At 65.2% G+C, this 18,829-nt stretch carries 13 protein-coding genes and 1 pseudogene; 2 read left to right on the forward strand and 12 right to left on the reverse strand.

Translation table 11 applies throughout. The annotated features are described in order from the left end of the window. Positions 1 to 51 precede the first annotated feature (51 nt). Positions 52 to 2,277: a catalase/peroxidase HPI gene (gene katG, locus KPL81_RS15285; RefSeq protein ID WP_219792911.1), complete on the reverse strand. Its 2,226-nt coding sequence runs from the start codon at positions 2,275 to 2,277 to the stop codon at positions 52 to 54. 219 nt (positions 2,278 to 2,496) lie between these two features. Between katG and argE the strand changes: the two genes are divergently transcribed. After that, a complete protein-coding gene (gene argE, locus KPL81_RS15290) occupies positions 2,497 to 3,651 on the forward strand; it encodes an acetylornithine deacetylase (protein ID WP_219792912.1) in 1,155 nt (384 codons plus the stop codon). Here the strand turns inward: argE and KPL81_RS15295 are convergent. The 11 genes and pseudogenes from KPL81_RS15295 to KPL81_RS15345 form a co-directional block, all read right to left on the reverse strand. Beyond that, positions 3,648 to 4,538, reverse strand: coding sequence for an SMP-30/gluconolactonase/LRE family protein (locus tag KPL81_RS15295; protein WP_219792913.1), 891 nt, complete (start codon positions 4,536 to 4,538; stop codon positions 3,648 to 3,650). The genes argE and KPL81_RS15295 overlap by 4 nt on opposite strands. 34 nt (positions 4,539 to 4,572) lie before the next feature. Beyond that, positions 4,573 to 6,372, reverse strand: coding sequence for an IlvD/Edd family dehydratase (locus tag KPL81_RS15300; RefSeq protein WP_219792935.1), 1,800 nt, complete (start codon positions 6,370 to 6,372; stop codon positions 4,573 to 4,575). An 89-nt stretch (positions 6,373 to 6,461) separates the two neighbouring features. Next, a pseudogene (locus KPL81_RS15305) lies at positions 6,462 to 8,066 on the reverse strand (sugar porter family MFS transporter). Continuing rightward, entirely contained in the window at positions 7,948 to 9,279 is a 1,332-nt protein-coding gene (gene lamB / locus KPL81_RS15310; protein WP_240549300.1) for a maltoporin, read from the reverse strand. Before lamB ends, KPL81_RS15305 begins: the two are co-directional and overlap by 119 nt. A 105-nt stretch (positions 9,280 to 9,384) precedes the next feature. After that, on the reverse strand, positions 9,385 to 10,257 hold the full coding sequence (locus KPL81_RS15315) for an aldose 1-epimerase (RefSeq protein WP_219792914.1): 873 nt from the start codon (positions 10,255 to 10,257) through the stop codon (positions 9,385 to 9,387). Positions 10,258 to 10,278: 21 nt separating this feature from the next. Further along, positions 10,279 to 11,319 carry an ABC transporter ATP-binding protein gene (locus KPL81_RS15320; protein WP_219792915.1) on the reverse strand — a complete coding sequence of 347 codons (1,041 nt, stop codon included), beginning with the start codon at positions 11,317 to 11,319 and terminating at the stop codon, positions 10,279 to 10,281. 50 nt (positions 11,320 to 11,369) lie between these two features. Continuing rightward, positions 11,370 to 12,986 (reverse strand): glycoside hydrolase family 43 protein, encoded by a 1,617-nt coding sequence (locus KPL81_RS15325; protein WP_219792916.1) that lies wholly within the window; start codon positions 12,984 to 12,986, stop codon positions 11,370 to 11,372. Between the two features lie 5 nt (positions 12,987 to 12,991). After that, positions 12,992 to 13,819: a carbohydrate ABC transporter permease gene (locus KPL81_RS15330; RefSeq protein WP_219792917.1), complete on the reverse strand. Its 828-nt coding sequence runs from the start codon at positions 13,817 to 13,819 to the stop codon at positions 12,992 to 12,994. Continuing rightward, on the reverse strand, positions 13,816 to 14,748 hold the full coding sequence (locus KPL81_RS15335; protein WP_209477146.1) for a carbohydrate ABC transporter permease: 933 nt from the start codon (positions 14,746 to 14,748) through the stop codon (positions 13,816 to 13,818). The genes KPL81_RS15330 and KPL81_RS15335 overlap by 4 nt, the downstream gene beginning before the upstream one ends. Positions 14,749 to 14,826: 78 nt before the next feature. Next, a complete protein-coding gene (locus KPL81_RS15340; protein WP_219792918.1) occupies positions 14,827 to 16,119 on the reverse strand; it encodes an ABC transporter substrate-binding protein in 1,293 nt (430 codons plus the stop codon). 64 nt (positions 16,120 to 16,183) lie between these two features. Further along, positions 16,184 to 16,954 carry an SDR family NAD(P)-dependent oxidoreductase gene (locus tag KPL81_RS15345; RefSeq protein WP_219792919.1) on the reverse strand — a complete coding sequence of 257 codons (771 nt, stop codon included), beginning with the start codon at positions 16,952 to 16,954 and terminating at the stop codon, positions 16,184 to 16,186. 342 nt (positions 16,955 to 17,296) lie between these two features. On the opposite strand from KPL81_RS15345, the gene KPL81_RS15350 reads away from it, so the two are divergent. Then, complete coding sequence (locus tag KPL81_RS15350; RefSeq protein ID WP_219792920.1) at positions 17,297 to 18,502, forward strand: ROK family protein; 1,206 nt, start codon at positions 17,297 to 17,299, stop codon at positions 18,500 to 18,502. Positions 18,503 to 18,829 lie beyond the last annotated feature (327 nt).

The raw sequence follows: 18,829 nt of genomic DNA on the forward strand, positions 1-18,829 counted from the left end.
AAAAAGCGCCCCGTTGCCGGGGCGCCTTTGTCTCCTAACTAACGTGGCGTATCACGCCAGGTCGAAGCGGTCGGCGTTCATCACCTTGTTCCAGGCGGCGACGAAGTCATTGACGAACTTCTCCTTGGCGTCGTCTTGGGCGTAGACCTCGGCGATGGCGCGCAGCTGCGAGTTGGAGCCGAACACCAGATCGACCCGGGTGCCGGTCCACTTCACTTCGCCAGTCTTGCGGTCGCGACCCTCGAACACGTCGGCCTCCGCCGAAGCCGGCTGCCACTGCGTGCTCATGTCGACCAGATTGACGAAGAAGTCGTTGGTCAGGGTGCCGGGGCGATCGGTGAACACGCCGTGGCGCGCATTGCCGTAGTTGGCCTCGAGTACGCGCAGCCCGCCCACCAGCACGCTCATCTCCGGCGCGCTCAGGCCCAGCAGCTGCGCCTTGTCGACCAGCATCTCCTCGTCGGAGACGGTGAAACGCGTGCGGCGATAGTTGCGGAAGCCATCGGCCTCGGGGCGCAGCCACTCGAACGACTCGGCGTCGGTCTGCTCTTCAGTGGCATCGGTGCGGCCCGGAACGAACGGCACCTCCATGGCATGACCGGCGTCCCTGGCGGCCTTCTCGATGGCAGCGGCACCGCCCAGCACGACCAGGTCGGCAAGCGATACCTTCTTGTTGCCCGATTGGGTGGCGTTGAAGTCGTTCTGAATACTCTCCAGCGTCTTCAGTACCTTGGCTAACTGCTCGGGCTGGTTGGCCTCCCAGTCCTTCTGCGGCGCCAGGCGGATGCGCGCGCCGTTGGCTCCGCCGCGCATGTCGGAGCCGCGGAAGGTGGCAGCCGACGACCAGGCGGTGTAAACCAGCTCGGCGACGCTGAGACCCGAGCCGAGAATCCTGCTCTTTAGGGCGGCGATGTCCTGATCATCGATCAGCGCATGGTCCACGGCCGGCACCGGATCCTGCCAGATCAGCTCTTCCGCCGGCACTTCCGGGCCCAGGTAGCGCGCCTTGGGCCCCATGTCGCGATGGGTCAGCTTGAACCAGGCGCGGGCGAAGGCATCGGCGAACTCGTCCGGGTTATTGTGGAAGTGCTGGGAGATCCTGCGATACTCCGGGTCCTCGCGCATGGCCATGTCGGCGGTGGACATCATGATGCCGACGCGCTTGTTCGCATCCTCGGCGTCCGGCGCCATGTCCTTCTCGGCCAGGTTCCTGGGCACCCACTGCTTGGCACCCGCCGGGCTGGTGGTCAGCTCCCACTCGTAGCCGAACAGCACGTCGAAATAGCTCATGTCCCACTTCGTCGGTGTCGGCGTCCAGGCCCCTTCCAGACCGCTGGTGATGGTGTCGCGGCCCTTGCCGCTCTTGTAGCCGCTCTTCCAGCCGAAGCCCATCTCCTCCATCGGAGCGGCCTCGGGCTCGGGACCCACGTTGACCGGGTCGCCGGCGCCGTGGGTCTTGCCGAAGGTGTGGCCGCCGGCGGTCAGTGCCACGGTCTCGTAGTCGTTCATCGCCATGCGGGCGAAGGTTTCGCGGATGTCCCGGGCCGAGGCCAGCGGATCCGGGTTGCCGTCCGGCCCTTCCGGATTGACGTAGATGAGGCCCATCTGTACCGCGGCCAGCGGGTTCTCGAGATCACGCTCGCCCGAGTAGCGACTCTTGGCATGCCCGCTGTCGGCCAGCCACTCGTCCTCGGCGCCCCAGTAGATGTCCTCTTCCGGCTGGTAGACGTCCTCACGCCCGCCGGCGAAGCCGAAGGTCTTGAAGCCCATGGATTCCAGGGCGACGTTGCCCGCCAGGATGTAGAGGTCGGCCCAGGAGAGCTTGTTGCCGTACTTGCGCTTGATCGGCCACAACAGGCGGCGTGCCTTGTCCAGGTTGCCGTTGTCGGGCCAGCTGTTGAGCGGCGCGAAGCGCTGGGTGCCGGTACCGGCGCCGCCACGACCGTCGCCCACCCGATAGCTCCCGGCGCTGTGCCAGGCCATGCGAATGAAGAGCGGGCCGTAATGGCCGTAGTCCGCCGGCCACCATTCCTGGGAGTCGGTCATCAGCGCTTCGAGGTCTTGCTTGACGGCAGAAAGGTCGAGGGACTTGAACGCCTCGGCGTAGTCGAAGGCCTCACCCAATGGGTTGGACTTCGGCGCATGCTGGTGAAGAATGCCCAGGTTCAGCTGGTTGGGCCACCAGTCCTGATTGGAGTTTCCGGTATCTCCGCGCTTGGTACGTGACCCATGCATGACGGGGCATTTGCCGGCTCTGCTGTCGACTTTCTGATCCATGACGCTCTCCCTTCGGTGACGTGCTGTCGTGCAATGTGGCTGTAGCGTGACAATAGGTATATCAGTGGAACCGAAAGAGAGAGACTTGATTTTTCACACCGCGACAATAGTAAATTTAAATAATATCATAGAATTCGATTGATCCAGGCTTTCGACATGCCAAGCCTGAGGCCGACACAGGCGTGTTAGGCTAAGCACAGTAAATGTCAGGAGCGCCCTATGACCGCCGCCGAAATGCTTGAACGCCTGGTGGGCTTTGCCACCGTTTCCCGCGATTCCAACCTCGAACTGATCGCCTTCGTCGAGGGCTACCTCGACGAGCACGGGGTCGAGCATTGGCGGGTGGAGAGCGACGACGGCAAGAAAGCCAACCTGCTGGCGCGCATCGGGCCGGAGGTGGAAGGTGGCGTGGTGCTCTCGGGGCATACCGACGTGGTGCCGGTGGACGGCCAGCCGTGGTCAACCGATCCGTTCACCCTGGTGGATAAAGGCGACAACAAGCTCTACGGTCGCGGCACCTGCGACATGAAGGGCTTCATCGCCTGCGCCCTGGCCGAGCTGCCCGAGTGGCTGAAGCGCGGCCTGGACAAACCGATCTACCTGGCGCTCTCCTACGACGAGGAAGTGGGCTGCATCGGTGCGCCGCGCATGATTGAGCGGTTGATGGCCGACCACCCGCGCCCCGCGGCAGTGATCGTCGGCGAACCGACGATGATGCAGCCGGTAGTGGCCCACAAGGGCGCCACCAACCTGCGCACCACGGTGACCGGCCGCGCTTCGCACTCCAGCCAGGTCGACCAGGGGGTTTCGGCGATCCATGTGGCCGCACGGCTGGTGACGAAGATCGAGGACGTGATGAGCGAGCTGCGCGCCGAGGGCCGCGTCGACGAGGCCTTCAACGTCGCCCACTCCAGCCTGCACGTGGGCAAGATCGCCGGCGGTACCGCAATCAACATCATGGCGCGGGAATGCACCTTCGAATGGGAGATCCGCCATCTACCCAGCGACCGCTTCGATGAGCTGATCGGCCGCGTCAACGCCTATGCCGAGGAGCTCGAGGCCGAGATGCAGCGACGCGCGCCCGAGACGGGCATCGTTACCGAAGCGCTCAACGTCACCGTGCCGGCGCTGGCCGACGACAACAATGCCCAAGTGCTCGACCTGTGTCGCGAGCTGCTCGGCGAGCAACCCAGCGGCGCGGTGGCCTACGCCACCGAGGCCGGCCAGTTCCAGCGCGTGGGGCTGCCCACCGTGATCTGCGGCCCCGGCAGCATCCGCCAGGCGCACCAGCCCGACGAGTACATCGAGATCGATCAGCTCGCGGCGGGCACTCGCTTCATGCAGGCGCTGGGGCGGCGGCTGGCAAACTGCTAGGCTTGGCAGAAGCCGGGCTCGGCGAGCCCCTCCCCCCCCGTTCTCATCTGCAGCAGGCTGCCGGCCTGCGGCCAGCGCGCCTTACCCTCGGCGTCCAGGTGCTGGGTCGCGGTGGTGATGTAGAGCGTGCGCAGATCGGGCCCGCCGAAGGCCACCATGGTCGGGTGCGGGCACGGCACCTCATGCTCCGCCACAGGCTCACCCTCGGGCGAGAAGCGCACGATACGCCCGCCGTCGTAGAGGGCGCTCCAGTAGCAACCCTCGCTGTCCACCGCCGCGCCGTCGGGCACGCCAGGCAGGCCCAGCCTTTCCAGGTCGACCCAGGTTTCTCCCTCGCCCAGCGTGCCGCTGTCGAGGTCGAAGGGGTAGCGCAGGATGCGTCGCGTCAGCGAGTCCGTGTGGTAGAGCCATCGCCGGTCGGGGCTGAAGGCCAGGCCGTTGGAGATGCCGATGCCCGTCAGCCGCGGCGTCAGCTCACCCCGGTCGAGACAGTAGAGCGCCGCGCTGGGGCTCGATTCGTCGGCGTCGATGGTGCCCGCCCACAGCCGCCCGGTGGCGTCGCAGCGGCCGTCGTTGAAGCGGTTGCCGTACCCCGCCTGCTCCCATTCAGGATTGTCGGCCAACCGCTCGGGCTCGCCGCTTTCGGGCAGACGCAGGATACCCGACGCGGTAGCGGCCACCAGGCCCGCGGCGTCGATCGCCACGCAGCCCACCTTCTCGCCCAGCTCGATGCGTGCCGGAGCACCACCCTCCTGCGGACGCCAGGTGTAGACATGACCGTTGTTGATATCGGCCCAATACAGCGTCTGGCGTGCCACCGACCACACCGGGCTCTCGCCCAGGCTCATGTCGAGCTCGACCGCCACTTCAATGCTGCCCTCTGGCATGTTTCCTCTCTCGTATTCCACGGCTTCCATGACCTCAGTGATTGTCGCGCGGCGGACTCTGGCGTGCCACGTCGCGGTATTTCGTAGCCCCTTCCAGCGTCATGCCTCGATCTAGCGGTTCCACCAAGGTGCGCTGGATCTCCTGCCATGGGGTCTGGTGGCCGGGGTAGCGATAGCCTCCCTGCTGCTCGAGCCGCTCACGGCGCGCCTCGATCTCGTCCTCCTCGATCAGCAGGCGCACTTCGCCGCGATTGAGGTCGACGCGCAGCCGATCGCCGTTCTCGAGCAGCGCCAGGCCGCCGCCGGTGGCCGCCTCGGGCGCGGCATTCAGGATCGACGGAGAACCTGAGGTGCCCGACTGGCGCCCGTCGCCCAAGCACGGCAGCGACTCGATGCCGCGCTTGATCAGCGCCTCGGGTGGTTGCATGTTGACCACCTCGGCGCCACCGGGGTGACCCACCGGGCCAGCCCCGCGCATCACCAGGATAGTGGTCTCGTCGATTCCGAGCGCTGGGTCGTCGATGCGCGCGTGGTAGTCCTCCGAGCCGTCGAATACCACCACCTTGCCCTCGAAGGCATTGGGGTCGTCGGGGTTGGAGAGAAAGCGTGTGCGAAAGTCGGCTGAGATCACGCTGGTCTTCATCAATGCCGAGTCGAACAGGTTGCCCTTGAGGTTGAGGAAGCCGGCCTGCTCGACCAGCGGGTTGTCATAGCGGCGAATCACCTCGAGATCCTGAGTCTCGCAGCCGGCGCAGTTGTCGGCCAGCGTGCGGCCGTTGACGGTGAGGACGTCACCGTGGAGCTTGCCGGCGCCGAGCAGCTCATGAACCACCGCCGGCACGCCGCCGGCGCGGTGAAACTCCTCGGAGAGATAGGCCCCGGCGGGCATCACGTTGGCCAGCAGCGGAACGGCGTGGCCCAGCGCCTGCCAGTCGTCGTTGCTCAGCTCGATGCCGGAGTGGCGCGCGATGGCGTTGATATGGATCGGCGCGTTGGAGGAGCCGCCCAGTGCCGAGCACACCACAATGGCGTTCTCGAACGCCTCGCGGGTAAGGATGTCGCTGGGACGCAGGTCGGCCCACACCATGTCGACGATGCGCGACCCGGTGTCGTAGGCCACCATCGCGCGCTCCTTGTAGGGCGCGGGAATCATCGCCGAGCCGGGCAGGCTCATGCCCAGCGCCTCGGCCATGGAGTTCATGGTCGAGGCGGTGCCCATGGTGTTGCAGTGCCCCACTGAGGGTGCCGAGTCGGTAGCCCGGGCGAGGAACTCGGCGTAGTCGATGTCGCCCGCGGCGAGCCGCTTGCGCAGCTCCCAGATGATGGTGCCGGAGCCTACCCGGTCGGCGCCGCGCCAGCCGTTGAGCATCGGCCCGCCGGAGAGCACGATGGCGGGAATGTTGACCGTGGCGGCGGCCATCAGGCTCGCCGGGGTGGTCTTGTCGCAGCCGGTGGTGAGCACTACGCCGTCGAGCGGGTAACCGTGCAGCACTTCGACCAGGCCCAGGTAGGCCAGGTTGCGGTCGAGCGCGGCGGTGGGCCGCCGCGCGTTCTCGTGGATCGGGTGCAGCGGGAACTCGAACGGCACCCCGCCGGCGGCACGAATGCCGTACTTGACCCGTTTCACCAGCTCGATGTGGTGGCGGTTGCATGGCGTCAGGTCGGAGCCCGACTGGCAGATGCCGATGATCGGCTTGCCGCTGGCGAGCTCCTCCAGGGTGATGCCGTAGTTCATGTAGCGCTCGATGCACAGCGCCGTGGTGCCCGGGTGCTCGGGGTTGTCGAACCACCAGCGCGAGCGCAGCTGGTCGGGCGTGATCTTGCGGTCGGTCATGTCGCGATCCTCTTGCGAGTCGGCGGTCTCGGTCTCGATCTGATTGTCGGTTGTCGTATGACAGTCATACACGACGAATACCGGTGACGTCATTCATAGGCCATCTCCTCGAGCTCCTTGCCCCGGGTCTCATTGACCAGGCGCAGCACGAAGAGCACCGACACCATCGCGCACAGGGCGTAGAAGCCGTATGCTCCGGCCAAACCGATGGAGGCCAGCATGATGGGGAAGGTCATGGTAATGCCGAAGTTGGCCAGCCACTGGAACAACCCGGCGATGGCGAGGCCCGAACCGCGCATCTGGTTGGGAAACATTTCGCCGAGCATGACCCACATCACCGGGCCCCAGGAGACGTTGAAGAAAAATACATAGGCGTTGGCCGACAGTAGCGCAAACACACCCATGTCATCGCCGAGGCGCAGGCTGCCTTCCATCAGGCTCGCCGTGGAGAAGGCATAAGCCATGCAGGCCAGGGTCAGGGCCATGCCCACCGAGCCGGCCCACAGCAGCGGCTTGCGTCCGATCCTGTCGATCAGGGCGATGGCGAACAGGCAGGCGCCGATGCTGACCGCTCCCGAGATGACATTGATCAGCAGCGCATCGCCCTCGGAGAAGCCCACCGACTGCCATAGCACGGCTCCGTAGTAGAACACCACGTTGATGCCTACCAGTTGCTGGAACACGGCCAACCCGATACCCACCTAGACGATGCCGTGGACCCTGCCGGTGGCACGGTCGAGCACGTCGAGCAGCCGCGGCTTGTGGTGACGGGCCAGGGTGGCATCGATCTCCGCCAGCTTGGCGCTCACCTCGCCCTCGGGCATCACCAGCCCCAGCACGCGGCGCGCCTCACCCTGCCTGCCGCTGCTGATCAGGTAGCGCGGGCTCTCGGGAATGAACAGCAACGCCAGCAGGAACACCGCTGCCGGAAGTAGCTCGATCCAGAACATCCAGCGCCAGGTGGCGAAGCCCAGCCACAGCTGGGCCATCGCCGAGCCCGACACATATGCCAGCACATAGTTACTGAGGAAGGCCACGAACAGCCCGGAGATGATCGCCACCTGCTGGATGGTGGCGAGCCGACCACGATAGGCGGCAGGCGCCACCTCGCTGATGTAGGCCGGGGTCATTACGCTGGCCGCCCCTACCGCCATGCCACCCAGCACCCGATAGATCACGAACTCCAGCGAGCCGTCGGCAATACCAGAGCCCCAGGCGCTGACGAGGAAGAAGACCGCGGCCACGATCAGCAGCGTGCGGCGACCGAAGCGGTCCGCCAGGCGCCCGGCGAAGAAGGCACCCACGGCACAGCCGAGCAGCATTGAGGCAACATTGAAGCCGGTTCCCACACTGTCAGAACCGAACGCGGCCTGCAGGCCGTCGACGGTGCCGTTGATCACGCCACTGTCGAAGCCGAACAGGAAGCCGCCGATGGCGGCAATACAGCAGATCATGAAGATATAGGCCGAACGACTCATTACCTTGCGCTCCTGCATGACGAATACTCCGGAAAAGGGGCGCCCTTGCGGGCGCCAAGGCGAGGAAGCCCCGCGAAGAAGCATGTCGGGGTTCGGCTTACCACCACACGTCCATCTGCAGGCCGAAGGTGAGGCCATCGTTGTCGTCGATGTCGATGGCGTCACCCGCCGCCCCCGCATTGATGGAGCGGCTGGTGCGATCGGCCTGGAAGGCATCCCCGCTCCAGTCCGCATAGGTGACGAAGGCGCGGATCACCGGCCGCGCGAAACCGCCCACGCCCGCCGACCACTGCTGGGCCAGGGTCAGTTTGGTCAAGCGGCGGCTGTCGTCGCCGTTCTCGGGATCGATATAGTCATGGCCGAGCTCAAGGGCGGTGCTCAGATTGTTCGTCCAGTAGTAGGTCGGACGCACCCCGGCCGAGATCCAGGTCGCCCCCGAGTCATCATCAAAGCGCTTGTCCTCGTAGATGGCGGCATAAAGCAGGTCGAGCTTGTCAGGCGTGAGCCACACATTGCCGTGATTGATCACGCGCCACATCTCACCGCCGGGCACATCCGCAGTGACCCCGGCATTCATGCGTCCTTGGCCGCTGCCGGCATTGATGATGCCGTCGGAGGCGTACTGCAGCGCCAGCTTGTTGGAGCCGCCGAACCAGTTGCTCTGTTCGTGCTGGAGGGTGAACATGTGGCCCCTTTCGGCCTCGCTGTCGCCGTAGTAGGCCTCCTGGGCATCGCTCAGTTGAGCGCGTCCGTAGTTGTAGCCCAGCACCAGCGTGCCATCGGGGTTGACGGGGATATCGGACCAGCGAATATCGAGGGTGTCGTTGGAGATTCGATTGTCGGCGTCGGGGTATTCGGTATCGTCGCTACCCGTCGCGCGCATCCACGCCAGGTGCAGCTTGCCGGTGCCCACGTCGATGTTCTCGATACCACCGCCTGGGCCGGTGGAGTCCCAGTAGAAGAAGTCGTTGATGTGCACGTCGTGGCGGCGGTAGAAGCGCTTGCCCGCCCACAGGCTGGCGCCGGGCAAGGCATCGACCACATTGTTGCCCTGCACGTACAACTGTCGAAGGGATACGTCGGTATCCTCGGAATCGTTCACCTGATTCGAGAAATAGCCCACCATGCTGTTGAAATAGAACGACTTGTCCCCTTCCTCATAGAGCGTGGCCCCCAGGCCCAGCTCGGCATAGGTCTCGCACTCGTTGCCCAGCCGGTACTTGGCCCCCGCGCCATTGGCCCGAAAGCAGGCCTGGTCGCCGCCGCCTGCGGTATTGCCGATACCCGAACGGGCATAGCCGGTGAAATCGATCTGCGAGAGTAGATCCTGGGCCTGGACCGTGCCGAAGGCGAGGCAACCGAGCCCGATCAGCCCCAAGCGGGCCAGGGCATGTGCTGAATGACGCGGCGTTTTCATTGTTCTATGCATTTTTCGCTCCTGTGAATGATGGCGTTGCTTGTTGTTGGTAATATCTCTGAACTAAGTGATCGTGGCGTGACGCGTGGGTAGCTCCTTGGTATCAACGGGGTGGATTTAGCTGACGAGACAGCGGAAACGGCAGCGCATCGAGAAGCACTCCCCTCTATCCAGCTCGACCAGGCCTTGGCGCTGCGGATCGCCACGGTGGGCATCGACGTCGTGGGTCACCGGCTCGAAGCAGAAGAAATCCGCCTGCTCGCCCGGCGAAAAAATCAGGTAGCGCGAGGTATCGGCACGCACTTCCAGCGTCAGGCTACGCTCGGGCCAGCTCAGCACGGCCCGACCGTTCCAGCCGGTAAAGAGGTTGTCGATCCTGTCACAAGGCAGCCCTCTGCCTCGCGAGAAGTTCCACTGCCCGGACGCCTCGAGCCGGCGCCATACGGTGGGTAGCTGTTCGGCATCGACCTCCCACACCCCTTCGGCGGCAGCACCGAGACGCACCCCGGCGCTGCGCGGAAACCAGGGATGCAGGCCCAGGCCATAGGGTGCCGGCGCTTCTCCCAGATGAGTCACGGCGAGGGCCACCTCGAGCGTGTCGTCCGCCAGGCGATAACTCAGCTCGGCGCGGTAGTCGAACGGCGGCTGGTGCGAGGAATACAGACCGAGTCTCAGCCGCGTGTCGCCCTGCTCTTCCACCCGCCATGCCTGCTGCCAGCCGTCGCCGTGGATCGGCAGGGGCTCGCCGGGCAGATTGGCCGCCAGTCGATAATCCTGCCCACGCCAGCCGAAACCTCCCCCGCCGATGCGATTCGACCACGGCACCAGTGGGTACATAGCCAGCCGGTTGGGGTCGCGTTCAGTGTCGCCGCCCGGACGCATCAGCGGCTCGGGGCCACGCTCCCCGAGCCTGTCGAAGCGCACCACGGCACCGCCGACCGTCGGATTGACCACCAGCCGCAAAATTCCATTGTCGAGAGTGACCGTCATGACTCCTCGCTCACATGCGGCTCAGGCGATACTGGCCTGGAATCGTGCCAATGCCTCATCCGGCAGGCGCTGGCCATCGGCATCGAAGCCATGCAGCAGCTCGTGGCGCGGCGTCAGATGGAGCACATCGCCGCTGCGCACCGCCGCATCGCCGGGCAGGCGCACGGTCAGCGGGCCGGTGGCGTCGCTGTCGACGTAGGCGAAGGCGTCGGCGCCGAGCATCTCGACCACCCTCACCCGGGCCTGCCACTCCCCCGCCTCTCGACTCACTTCTAGATGCTCCGGGCGAATGCCGAGCGTGGTGGCGCCATAGGCCTTGGCCACCTCGCCTTCGATGAGGTTCATCTTGGGTGAGCCGATGAAGCCGGCCACGAACAGCGTCTCGGGCCGCTGATAGAGGTTCATCGGCGTGCCGACCTGCTCGATCTGGCCGGCGTTCATCACCACGATGCAGTCGGCCAGGGTCATCGCCTCGACCTGGTCGTGGGTGACGTAGACCATGGTGGCGTCGAGCCGCTGGTGCAGCTCGGCCAGCTCCACGCGCATGCGGTTGCGCAGCGCCGCGTCGAGGTTGGAGAGCGGTTCGTCGAACAGGAACACGCCGGGATTGCGTACGATGGCGCGCCCGATGGCCACGCGCTGGCGCTGGCCGCCGGAGAGCTCGGCCGGCTTGCGCTCGAGCAGCTCCTCGAGGTTGAGCAGGCGCGCCGCCTCGGCCACCTTGGCTTTGCGCTCCTCGACGGGCACCTTGGCCAGGCGCATGCCGAAGTCGATATTGCGGGCCACCGTCATGTGCGGATAGAGCGCATAGGACTGGAACACCATGGCGATGTTGCGCTCGCTGGGTTCGGCGGTGGTGACGTCGCGCCCGCCGATGGAAATCGCGCCGCGGGTCACCGTCTCGAGCCCGGCGATCATGCGCAACAGGGTCGACTTGCCGCAGCCGGAGGGGCCCACCAGCACGGTGAAGGAGCCGTCCTCGATGCACAGGTTGAGGTTGGGGATCACCGTGGTCTTGCCACGGAAGGTCTTCTCGATGTCGACCAGGGTTACGTCAGCCATAGCATGTCTCTTCTTGGCGCATGTTGTGTGTCTTGTGCGCAGAAATTGAATCAGCGTTCGTTGCGGCGGTAGCGGAACCCGGCGAAGTCCGCCGGCATGGCGCGTCCGCTGATGTCATGGGCCGCCATACCCAGGAAGTTGCCGGTGAAGTAGCCATGGGCACGACCGCTGCCCTCGTCCGATAGCAAGCCGGCGTCCAGCGCCGGGCCGATCGAACGCCACTCGCCGCCGCCCTGGGCGAAGCGGAACTGCAGCTCGCGCTCGCGGATGTCGAGGCCGAGGCGCACCGGCAGGCCGGGCTCGAGCACCACGCCGGGCTCGGCGATGTCGAGCTGCCCGCTTGGCCACTCGTCGTGGCAGCTCATCACGCTGAGCACCCTGTCGCCCTCGTCGTTCAGGCTCACTGCTAGATAGTGGAACTTGAAGCGGTTGTAGTAGGCGATCAGCCCGGCGAACTGCTGGATGTCGTCCGGCTCGAACTCGAGCTCGGTCTCGGCGCTGCAGTGCCAGCTGTCCTGGCGCCTGGCCACCAGCGCCTGCTCGAACCAGGAGCCCACCGACTCGCGGCCGAACAGGCGCAGGTAGCCGGGCCGGGCGTCGAGCGAGAACAGCCGCTCGGACTCGGGGCTGCGCAGCCACTGGAACGCCGCCGGCAGCGGGCCGGGCTTGAATTCATAGGTTTCCTCGGCCGCCGGTCTACGCTGCTCCATGCCGGCCTTAGCACCGGAGATGGTCAGTTCCAGCGCCGGGGTATTGCCGCCATGGGCCAGACGCAGCCAGCCGTCCGAGCCCCATTCGACCCGCTGGATGGCCGTCTCGCGCCCCAGCGGCGAGCGGCGCGTGCCGGGCAGCGGCCGCCCGCACAGGTGCACCATAAAGGTCTCGCCTTCCGGCGTATCGACCAGATCGGCATGGCCGGCACGCTGCAGCGGGTTGTCCGGCTCCTGGCGGCTGGTCAGCACCGGGTTGTCCGGGTGCACCTCATAGGGGCCGGCGATCTCGCGCGAGCGGGCCATGGTCACGGCGTGGTCGTAGCCGGTGCCGCCCTCGGCCACCAGCAGGTGGTACCAGCCGTCGCGGCGATAAAGATGCGGCCCCTCGGTAAGCTTCATCTCAGTGCCGGCGAAGATGTTGCGGATCGGGCCGACCAACTGCCTGCGCTCGACGTCGTACTCCTGCAGCAGGATTCCGCCGAAGCGGTCGCCGCCCTCGCGCCGGCGATAGTCCCACTTGAGATTGACCAACCACTTGCGGCCGTCGTCGTCGTGGAACAGCGAGGGATCGAAGCCGCTGGAGTTGAGATACACCGGATCGCTCCACGGCCCCTCGATGCTGGGTGCGGTGACCAGGTAGTTGTGGCCGTCCTTGAAGTTGCCCTCGTAGCGCTTCATGTCGGTGTAGATCAGCCAGAACAGGCCGTCGGCATAGGAAAGGCACGGTGCCCAGATGCCGCAGGAGTCGGGATTGCCGCGCATGTCGAGCTGGGCGGCGCGGGCCAGCGGCCGGCTGAGCAGCCGCCAGTTGGCCAGGTCCCGCGAATGGTGGATCTGCACCCCGGGGTACCACTCGAAGGTGGAGGTGGCGATGTAGTAGTCCTCGCCCACTCGGCAGATCGAGGGGTCGGGGTTGAAGCCGGGGAGAATCGGGTTGCGGAGGGTATCGGTCATCGGTGTCATCCCTTGACGGAGCCGCCGGTCAGTCCGGCCACGATGTATTTCTGCGCGGCGAGGAAGAAGATCACCGCCGGCGTGATGGTCAGCGTCACGAACGCCAGGATCATGTTCCACTGGGTCAGGTATTCGCCCTGGAACTGCATCATGCCGAGCGGCCAGGTGTAGATGGAGCGGTCGTTGAGCACCACCAGCGGCAGCAGGAAGTTGTTCCAGCTCTGCACGAAGACGAATACCCCCACGGTGGCCAGGATCGGCGTCGACAGCGGCAGGGTGAACGACCAGAAGAAGCGCAGGTAGCTGCAGCCGTCGACGTAGGCGGCCTCGAACAGCTCTCGAGGCAGCTGATCGAAGAACGCCTTGAATAGCAGGATCGCCAACGACAGGCCGAAGGCCGTCTGCGGTAGGATGACCGCCCAGTAGGTATCCAGCAGGCCCAGATCGCGCACCTTGATGAACAGCGGCAGGATTGCCGCGGCGAAGGGAAACATCAGCCCCAGCAGCAGGTAGGAGAGGATCATCTTCGAGCCGAAGAAGCGGATCTGCGAGAACACGTAGGCCGCCGCCGCACCCACCACCAGGGTCAGCAATACCGTCATCGACGAGATCAATAACGAGTTGCCCAGGTAGCGCCAGAAAGCGCCGTCGAGGAAGATCGCAACGTAGTTCTCCGCGTTCCAGGTATCCGGCAGGCCCAGCGGATTGGTGCGCAGCTCGGCGTTGCTCTTGAAGCCACCGAAGAAGGAAGCCAGCAGCGGTCCAATGACCAGGCTGGCCACCAGGATCAACACGATCACGCGCAGCGTATTGCGGAAGGTCACGCTGTTCATGGACGCTCCTCCTTCGCCGTGGCCCGCTGGTAGAACAGTGCGATGCCGATGGCGAGCACGAACAGCACCACGGCGGCAGCGCTACCGAAGCCGATGTTGAGCCGCGACAGACCGAAGGTATAGAGATAGGTGACGATGGTATGGGTCGAGTTCGAGGGCCCACCGTTGGTCATCGGAATGATGATATCGAAGATCTGCAGCGAGCCGATGATGGCAAAGAAACCGCTCACCACGATGGCGTGCTTGATCATCGGGATCTGCACGAACAGCGCCACCTGGCGCGGCTTGGCCCCTTCGAGCTTGGCCGCCTCGATCAGATCCTTGGGCACGCTCTGCAGCGCAGCGATGTAGATCATCATGTGGAAGCCGAAGTACTTCCACACGATCACCGTCATGATTGCCGGGAAGGCCCACTGGCGGTCGGCCAGCACGTAGACCGACTCCTGCCCCAAGGCCTGGAACATGAAGGCGGTGATGCCGTAGTCGCCGTCGAAGACGAAGCTCCAGATCAACCCTGCTGCCACTTCGGCAAGGATATAAGGCAGGAAGAACACTAGCCGGAACAGCGTATTGGTCGGCGTCTTGCGATACACCAGCAGCGCCAGGCCCAGGGCCAGCGGCATCTGGATGATCAGCGAGACGAGAATCAGCTTGGCGGTATTCCACAACGCAGTATGGAACACCGAATGGTCGAGCAGGCGCGCGTAATTCTGGGTGCCGACGAAATCGCTCGGCGAGCCGTAGCCGTTCCACGAGAAGGCGCTGTAGTAGGCCGCATCGGCCAGCGGCAGGATCACGAATAGCGAGAACAGGATCAGCGCCGGCGGCAGCAGGATCAGCACGGCGGTGAACTTGCCGCTGGCCAGTCCCTGCCGCAAGCGGTCGGCGTTGCTTCTCCTGTGCACGGCGGGTCGGGTCATGGTAGTCATGGCAGATACCGTTCAAGGGGATATGGCCCGGCACGGCGAGAGTGCGGCGCCGGGCGTCGCATGATTCAGCGAACCGGTTCAGCGGAACTGCCAGGCCTCTTCGACCCGGGCGGCCGCCTCCTCGGGCGTGGTCGCGCCCTGGGCCAGGTCGCCGCTGATATCGTTGACCGTGGCACCGACCGAGGTGCCCAGCGCCTGGTCGAGGAAGACCTGGTGGAAGTTGGACTCGCTGAGGATCTCTGCCACCTTGCGTGCGTAGGGCGTGTCGAGCGCCTCCTCGGAACCATGGGCTACCGGCACGAAAATGCCCAAACGGGCGGCTTCACGCTGGTTCTCCTCATTGAGCAGGAAGCGCAGGAAGTCGACCGCCTCGTCGGAGGCGTCGCGGGTCACGGCGAAACCGTTCATGCCGCCGAAGCTGTCATCGTTGCCGGCGCCCCCCTCCACCCGGGGAAAGCGGATGAACTCGAGGTCCTCATCGGGCACGCCCTCGCCGCTCATGGAGCGCTCCTTGGAGGGGATGTAGTCCCAGTCGCCCATCAGGTGCAGGGCCGCTTCGCCGTCGCCGAACATGGCGCTGGCACGCTCGTAGGTGGTCGCCATGAAGCCCGACTGGAACGGTTCCAGTTCGACGAACGACTGCAACAGCTCGCCGGCACGCACGAAGGGCTCACCATCGAAGCCGCCGTTCTCGCCCTGCTTGGCCGCCTCGATCCCTTCACCGCCGGCCAGCCGCGTGGCCAGATAGCCCCAGTAGAAATGCATCGGCCAGCCATCCTGGCCGCCCACCACCGCCGGCGTGATGCCGCTTTCGCGCAGGGTCGTCACTGCCCGCTGCAGATCTTCCCAGGTCTCGATGGCCTCGATATCGACCCCGGCCTGCTCGGTCAGCGCGGTGTTGGCCCAGAAGCCCACCACGGTAGCGTAGAGCGGTGCACCATAGATGCGCTCGTCCAGCGTGAAGGCTCGCACGGCCGACTCGGGGTAGAGATCCTGCCAACCGTCCTGCATCTCGTCGGTGAGATCGCGCACGAAGCCGGCCTCGACCTGGTCGCGCAGCCCTTCGCCACCCCAGCTGTAGAAGATGTCGGGACGCTGGTCGGACTGCAGCAAGGTCGGCAGGCGCGTCTTGTAGGCTTCGTTGGCGATGTATTCGAAGACCACGTCGACCTCTGGATTCTGCGCTTCGTATTCGGTGACGACGTCTTCGTAGTACTGCTTCTCGACGTCGCTGATCTCGACCCTGAGCACCCGCACAGTGGTGTCGGCCGCCGCAGCGAACGCGGCGAGACCGGCTGCAATGGCTACCGACGCAGCCAGGGTCCGTTTGGCATGTTCCGCCTTGGGCAGATGCGGTGGAAGAATGTGCATGGCGAGCTCCTTGTTGTGTTGTAAGCGAATGAATGCACTGTGTTTAACGAATGGCTTTGGCGGCTCAGCCCCAGCCCCCGTCGACGGCGAGCTCCTGGCCGGTGATCGCCGCGCTCTCGGTGCTGGCCAGGAACAGCACGGCCGGCGCGATGTGGCGTGGCTCGAGCCGTAGCTTCAAGCACTGATGGGCCTGGATCGACGCCTCCTCCTCGGGGCCGATCCACTTCTGCAACTGGCGCTCGGTCATGACCGAGCCGGGCACCAGCGTATTGACGCGAACGTTGTAGCGGCCAAGATCGCGCGCCAGGCTGCGGGTCAGGCCATGTACCGCCGCCTTGGCGGTGACGTAGCTCGACAGTTCGGGAATGGCCATCTGTACGCTGATCGAGCCGAAGTTGATGATCGCGCCGCCGCCGGCCTCGATCATCTGGTGCGCCGCCGCCTGGGCGGCGAAGAACATCGGCCGCAGGTTGAGCGACATGCGCTCGTCCCAGTAGGCGACGTCGACCTCCTGCCAAGTATGGCGATCGTCGTTGGCGGCGTTGTTGACCAGTGTATGGATCGGCCCCAGCTCGCGTCCCACATCGGCGATCACACCCTGCAGAGCCTCGACATCGCGTATGTCGCAGCGGCGGTAGCGCGGCGATCGTCCCGTTTCCGCCTCCAGTGTCTCCACCAAGGCCTGGCTGGCGGCATCGTCGATGTCGACGAAAGCGACTCGCGCTCCCTGCCGATGAAAGGCTCGGGTCAGCTCGGCGCCGATGCCGCTACCGCCGCCGGTAATGAAGACCACCCGCTGCTCGAGGCTGGGGTAGCGTGCCGCGTCGTTGCTCATGCTTTCTCCACTTAGTTTTTTCTATTTACTAACTAGAGACTGAACAAGCCTCCCAAACACGGCAATGATACGTTGGTATTATTTGTTCTTTTAACCAGCCAAATCAGATGCATCCACCTCCAGTCGAAAAAGACCTGCGGCCCTGCGGCAGCATGGCCGGGAGGAAGCGATTCGTTTAGTCTTGGAACCAACTATTACCACCGCTTCGAGCCGACAAGGGGAGAGTAGCCCTCGCGCGTCTCGGCGTGGAGTGGCATCATCGGAGCGCGATCACAGGCGTCCGGCTTCATTCGTTTCTTCCGTTACGCTCCTGGCGTAGGGACTGCAAGGCCTCGTTCATCTATGTCAACCAGCTACCAGCAGCAGCACAAGGCGGGCGACCTCCACTTCCTCAAGCGGCTCAATCGCAGCGCCATTCTCGAACTGGTACGCCGCACTCCCGGACTCACCCGGGCTGACATCGCCACCCAGGCCCAGCTCACCAAAGCCACCGTCGGCGCCGGCGTGCAGTCGCTGCTGAACCAGGGCTGGCTGCGCGAGGGCGAGCTGTTGAAGAGCAGCGGCGGCCGCCCGGGTCGCGCCCTGCATCTCAACGACGACAACCATGTGCTGTTCGGTGCCGAAGTGGGCGTGCACGGCTTGCGCCTGATCGCCTGCACCCTCTCCGGCCAGGTGCTCGAATCGCACCACGAGCACCTCGTGCCGACCACCCCGGAGGTTACCGCCGAGCTGCTCGCGGAACTGCTGCGCGGGCTGATGCACACGGCATCGGTGAAGGGCCGCCACAGCCTGGGCCTGGGGGTCGCCCTGCCAGGCCCCATCGCGCCAGGCAAAGCCGTACTACGCCTGGCACCCAACCTGGGCTGGCGCGACATTCGCTTTCTCGACCTGCTGCGCCCTCACCTGCCCCGCCTGGAAGGCACCTGGGTGATGGACAACGAAGCCAAGTCGGCCGCCTTCGGCGAGCTCTATTTCCGCACCGGCAATATTCCCGAATCGCTGATGTACGTCAGCGCCGGCACCGGGATTGGCAGTGGCATGGTCGAGGGCAGCCACCTTCCCCTGGTGACTCGCGGCGTTCAGGGTCTGGCCGGCGAAATCGGTCATACCGTGCTGCAGCCCGGCGGTCTCTACTGCCACTGCGGCAACCGCGGCTGCGCCGAGACCCTGGTCAGCGGCTGGTCGATCCGCGCGGCACTGGGCATCGCCGAGGAGGAGGATCTCATCGAGGCCCTGTTGCCACGCCTGAACGAGCCCGACGTGCAGGTTACGCTGCGCCGGGCCGGCGAGGCGCTGGGCATCCTGCTGCTCAACCTTCACCATACCCAGAACCCCTCCGAGATCGTGCTGGGCGGCTCGCTGACCCGGCTGGGCGAAGCACTGCTGTCGCCCGCTCTCGACTACTTCAAGGCCAATCAGAACCGGCTGTTGGGAACGACCCAGCAGGTCCCGTTGCGAGTGATCGAGGACTCCACCTTCATCGCCGCCCGCGGCGCCGCAGCCCAGGTGCTGGCCAGCATCATCCATGGCCCCAGCGACCTCAGCTGACCCGCTGCTCCCGCTGCTCCCGCTGGCAGCGCGGCCGACCAAAGTCGTAGTCGAGACATAAGTTCAGAGATTGAACTTACTCTTTCTCTCCCGCAGGATAAAGATGGGCGTCGTGGAATGCGCCCGTCGGTACGAGTCATTCATCGACAATCCCCGCAGGAGCCCAACATGTCCCTGGAAGGCAAGATGCTGATCGGCCGCGAAGCCGTCAGCGGCAGTTCCCAGCCCATCAACGCCGTCAATCCCGCCACCGGCGAGACCCTCGCGTCCACCTATGGCGGCGGCACGACCGCCGAGGTCGAGCGCGCCTGCGAACTCGCCGAGAAG

The sequence above is a fragment of the Billgrantia antri genome (assembly GCF_019430905.1).
Taxonomy (GTDB): domain Bacteria; phylum Pseudomonadota; class Gammaproteobacteria; order Pseudomonadales; family Halomonadaceae; genus Halomonas; species Halomonas antri.

Coding starts and splice junctions, on each gene's coding strand:
- katG (WP_219792911.1), bottom strand. CDS start 2,277: ATGGATCAGAAAGTCGACAGCAGAGCCGGCAAATGCCCCGTCATGCAT.
- argE (WP_219792912.1), top strand. CDS start 2,497: ATGACCGCCGCCGAAATGCTTGAACGCCTGGTGGGCTTTGCCACCGTT.
- KPL81_RS15295 (WP_219792913.1), bottom strand. CDS start 4,538: ATGCCAGAGGGCAGCATTGAAGTGGCGGTCGAGCTCGACATGAGCCTG.
- KPL81_RS15300 (WP_219792935.1), bottom strand. CDS start 6,372: ATGACCGACCGCAAGATCACGCCCGACCAGCTGCGCTCGCGCTGGTGG.
- lamB (WP_240549300.1), bottom strand. CDS start 9,279: ATGCATAGAACAATGAAAACGCCGCGTCATTCAGCACATGCCCTGGCC.
- KPL81_RS15315 (WP_219792914.1), bottom strand. CDS start 10,257: ATGACGGTCACTCTCGACAATGGAATTTTGCGGCTGGTGGTCAATCCG.
- KPL81_RS15320 (WP_219792915.1), bottom strand. CDS start 11,319: ATGGCTGACGTAACCCTGGTCGACATCGAGAAGACCTTCCGTGGCAAG.
- KPL81_RS15325 (WP_219792916.1), bottom strand. CDS start 12,986: ATGACCGATACCCTCCGCAACCCGATTCTCCCCGGCTTCAACCCCGAC.
- KPL81_RS15330 (WP_219792917.1), bottom strand. CDS start 13,819: ATGAACAGCGTGACCTTCCGCAATACGCTGCGCGTGATCGTGTTGATC.
- KPL81_RS15335 (WP_209477146.1), bottom strand. CDS start 14,748: ATGACTACCATGACCCGACCCGCCGTGCACAGGAGAAGCAACGCCGAC.
- KPL81_RS15340 (WP_219792918.1), bottom strand. CDS start 16,119: ATGCACATTCTTCCACCGCATCTGCCCAAGGCGGAACATGCCAAACGG.
- KPL81_RS15345 (WP_219792919.1), bottom strand. CDS start 16,954: ATGAGCAACGACGCGGCACGCTACCCCAGCCTCGAGCAGCGGGTGGTC.
- KPL81_RS15350 (WP_219792920.1), top strand. CDS start 17,297: ATGTCAACCAGCTACCAGCAGCAGCACAAGGCGGGCGACCTCCACTTC.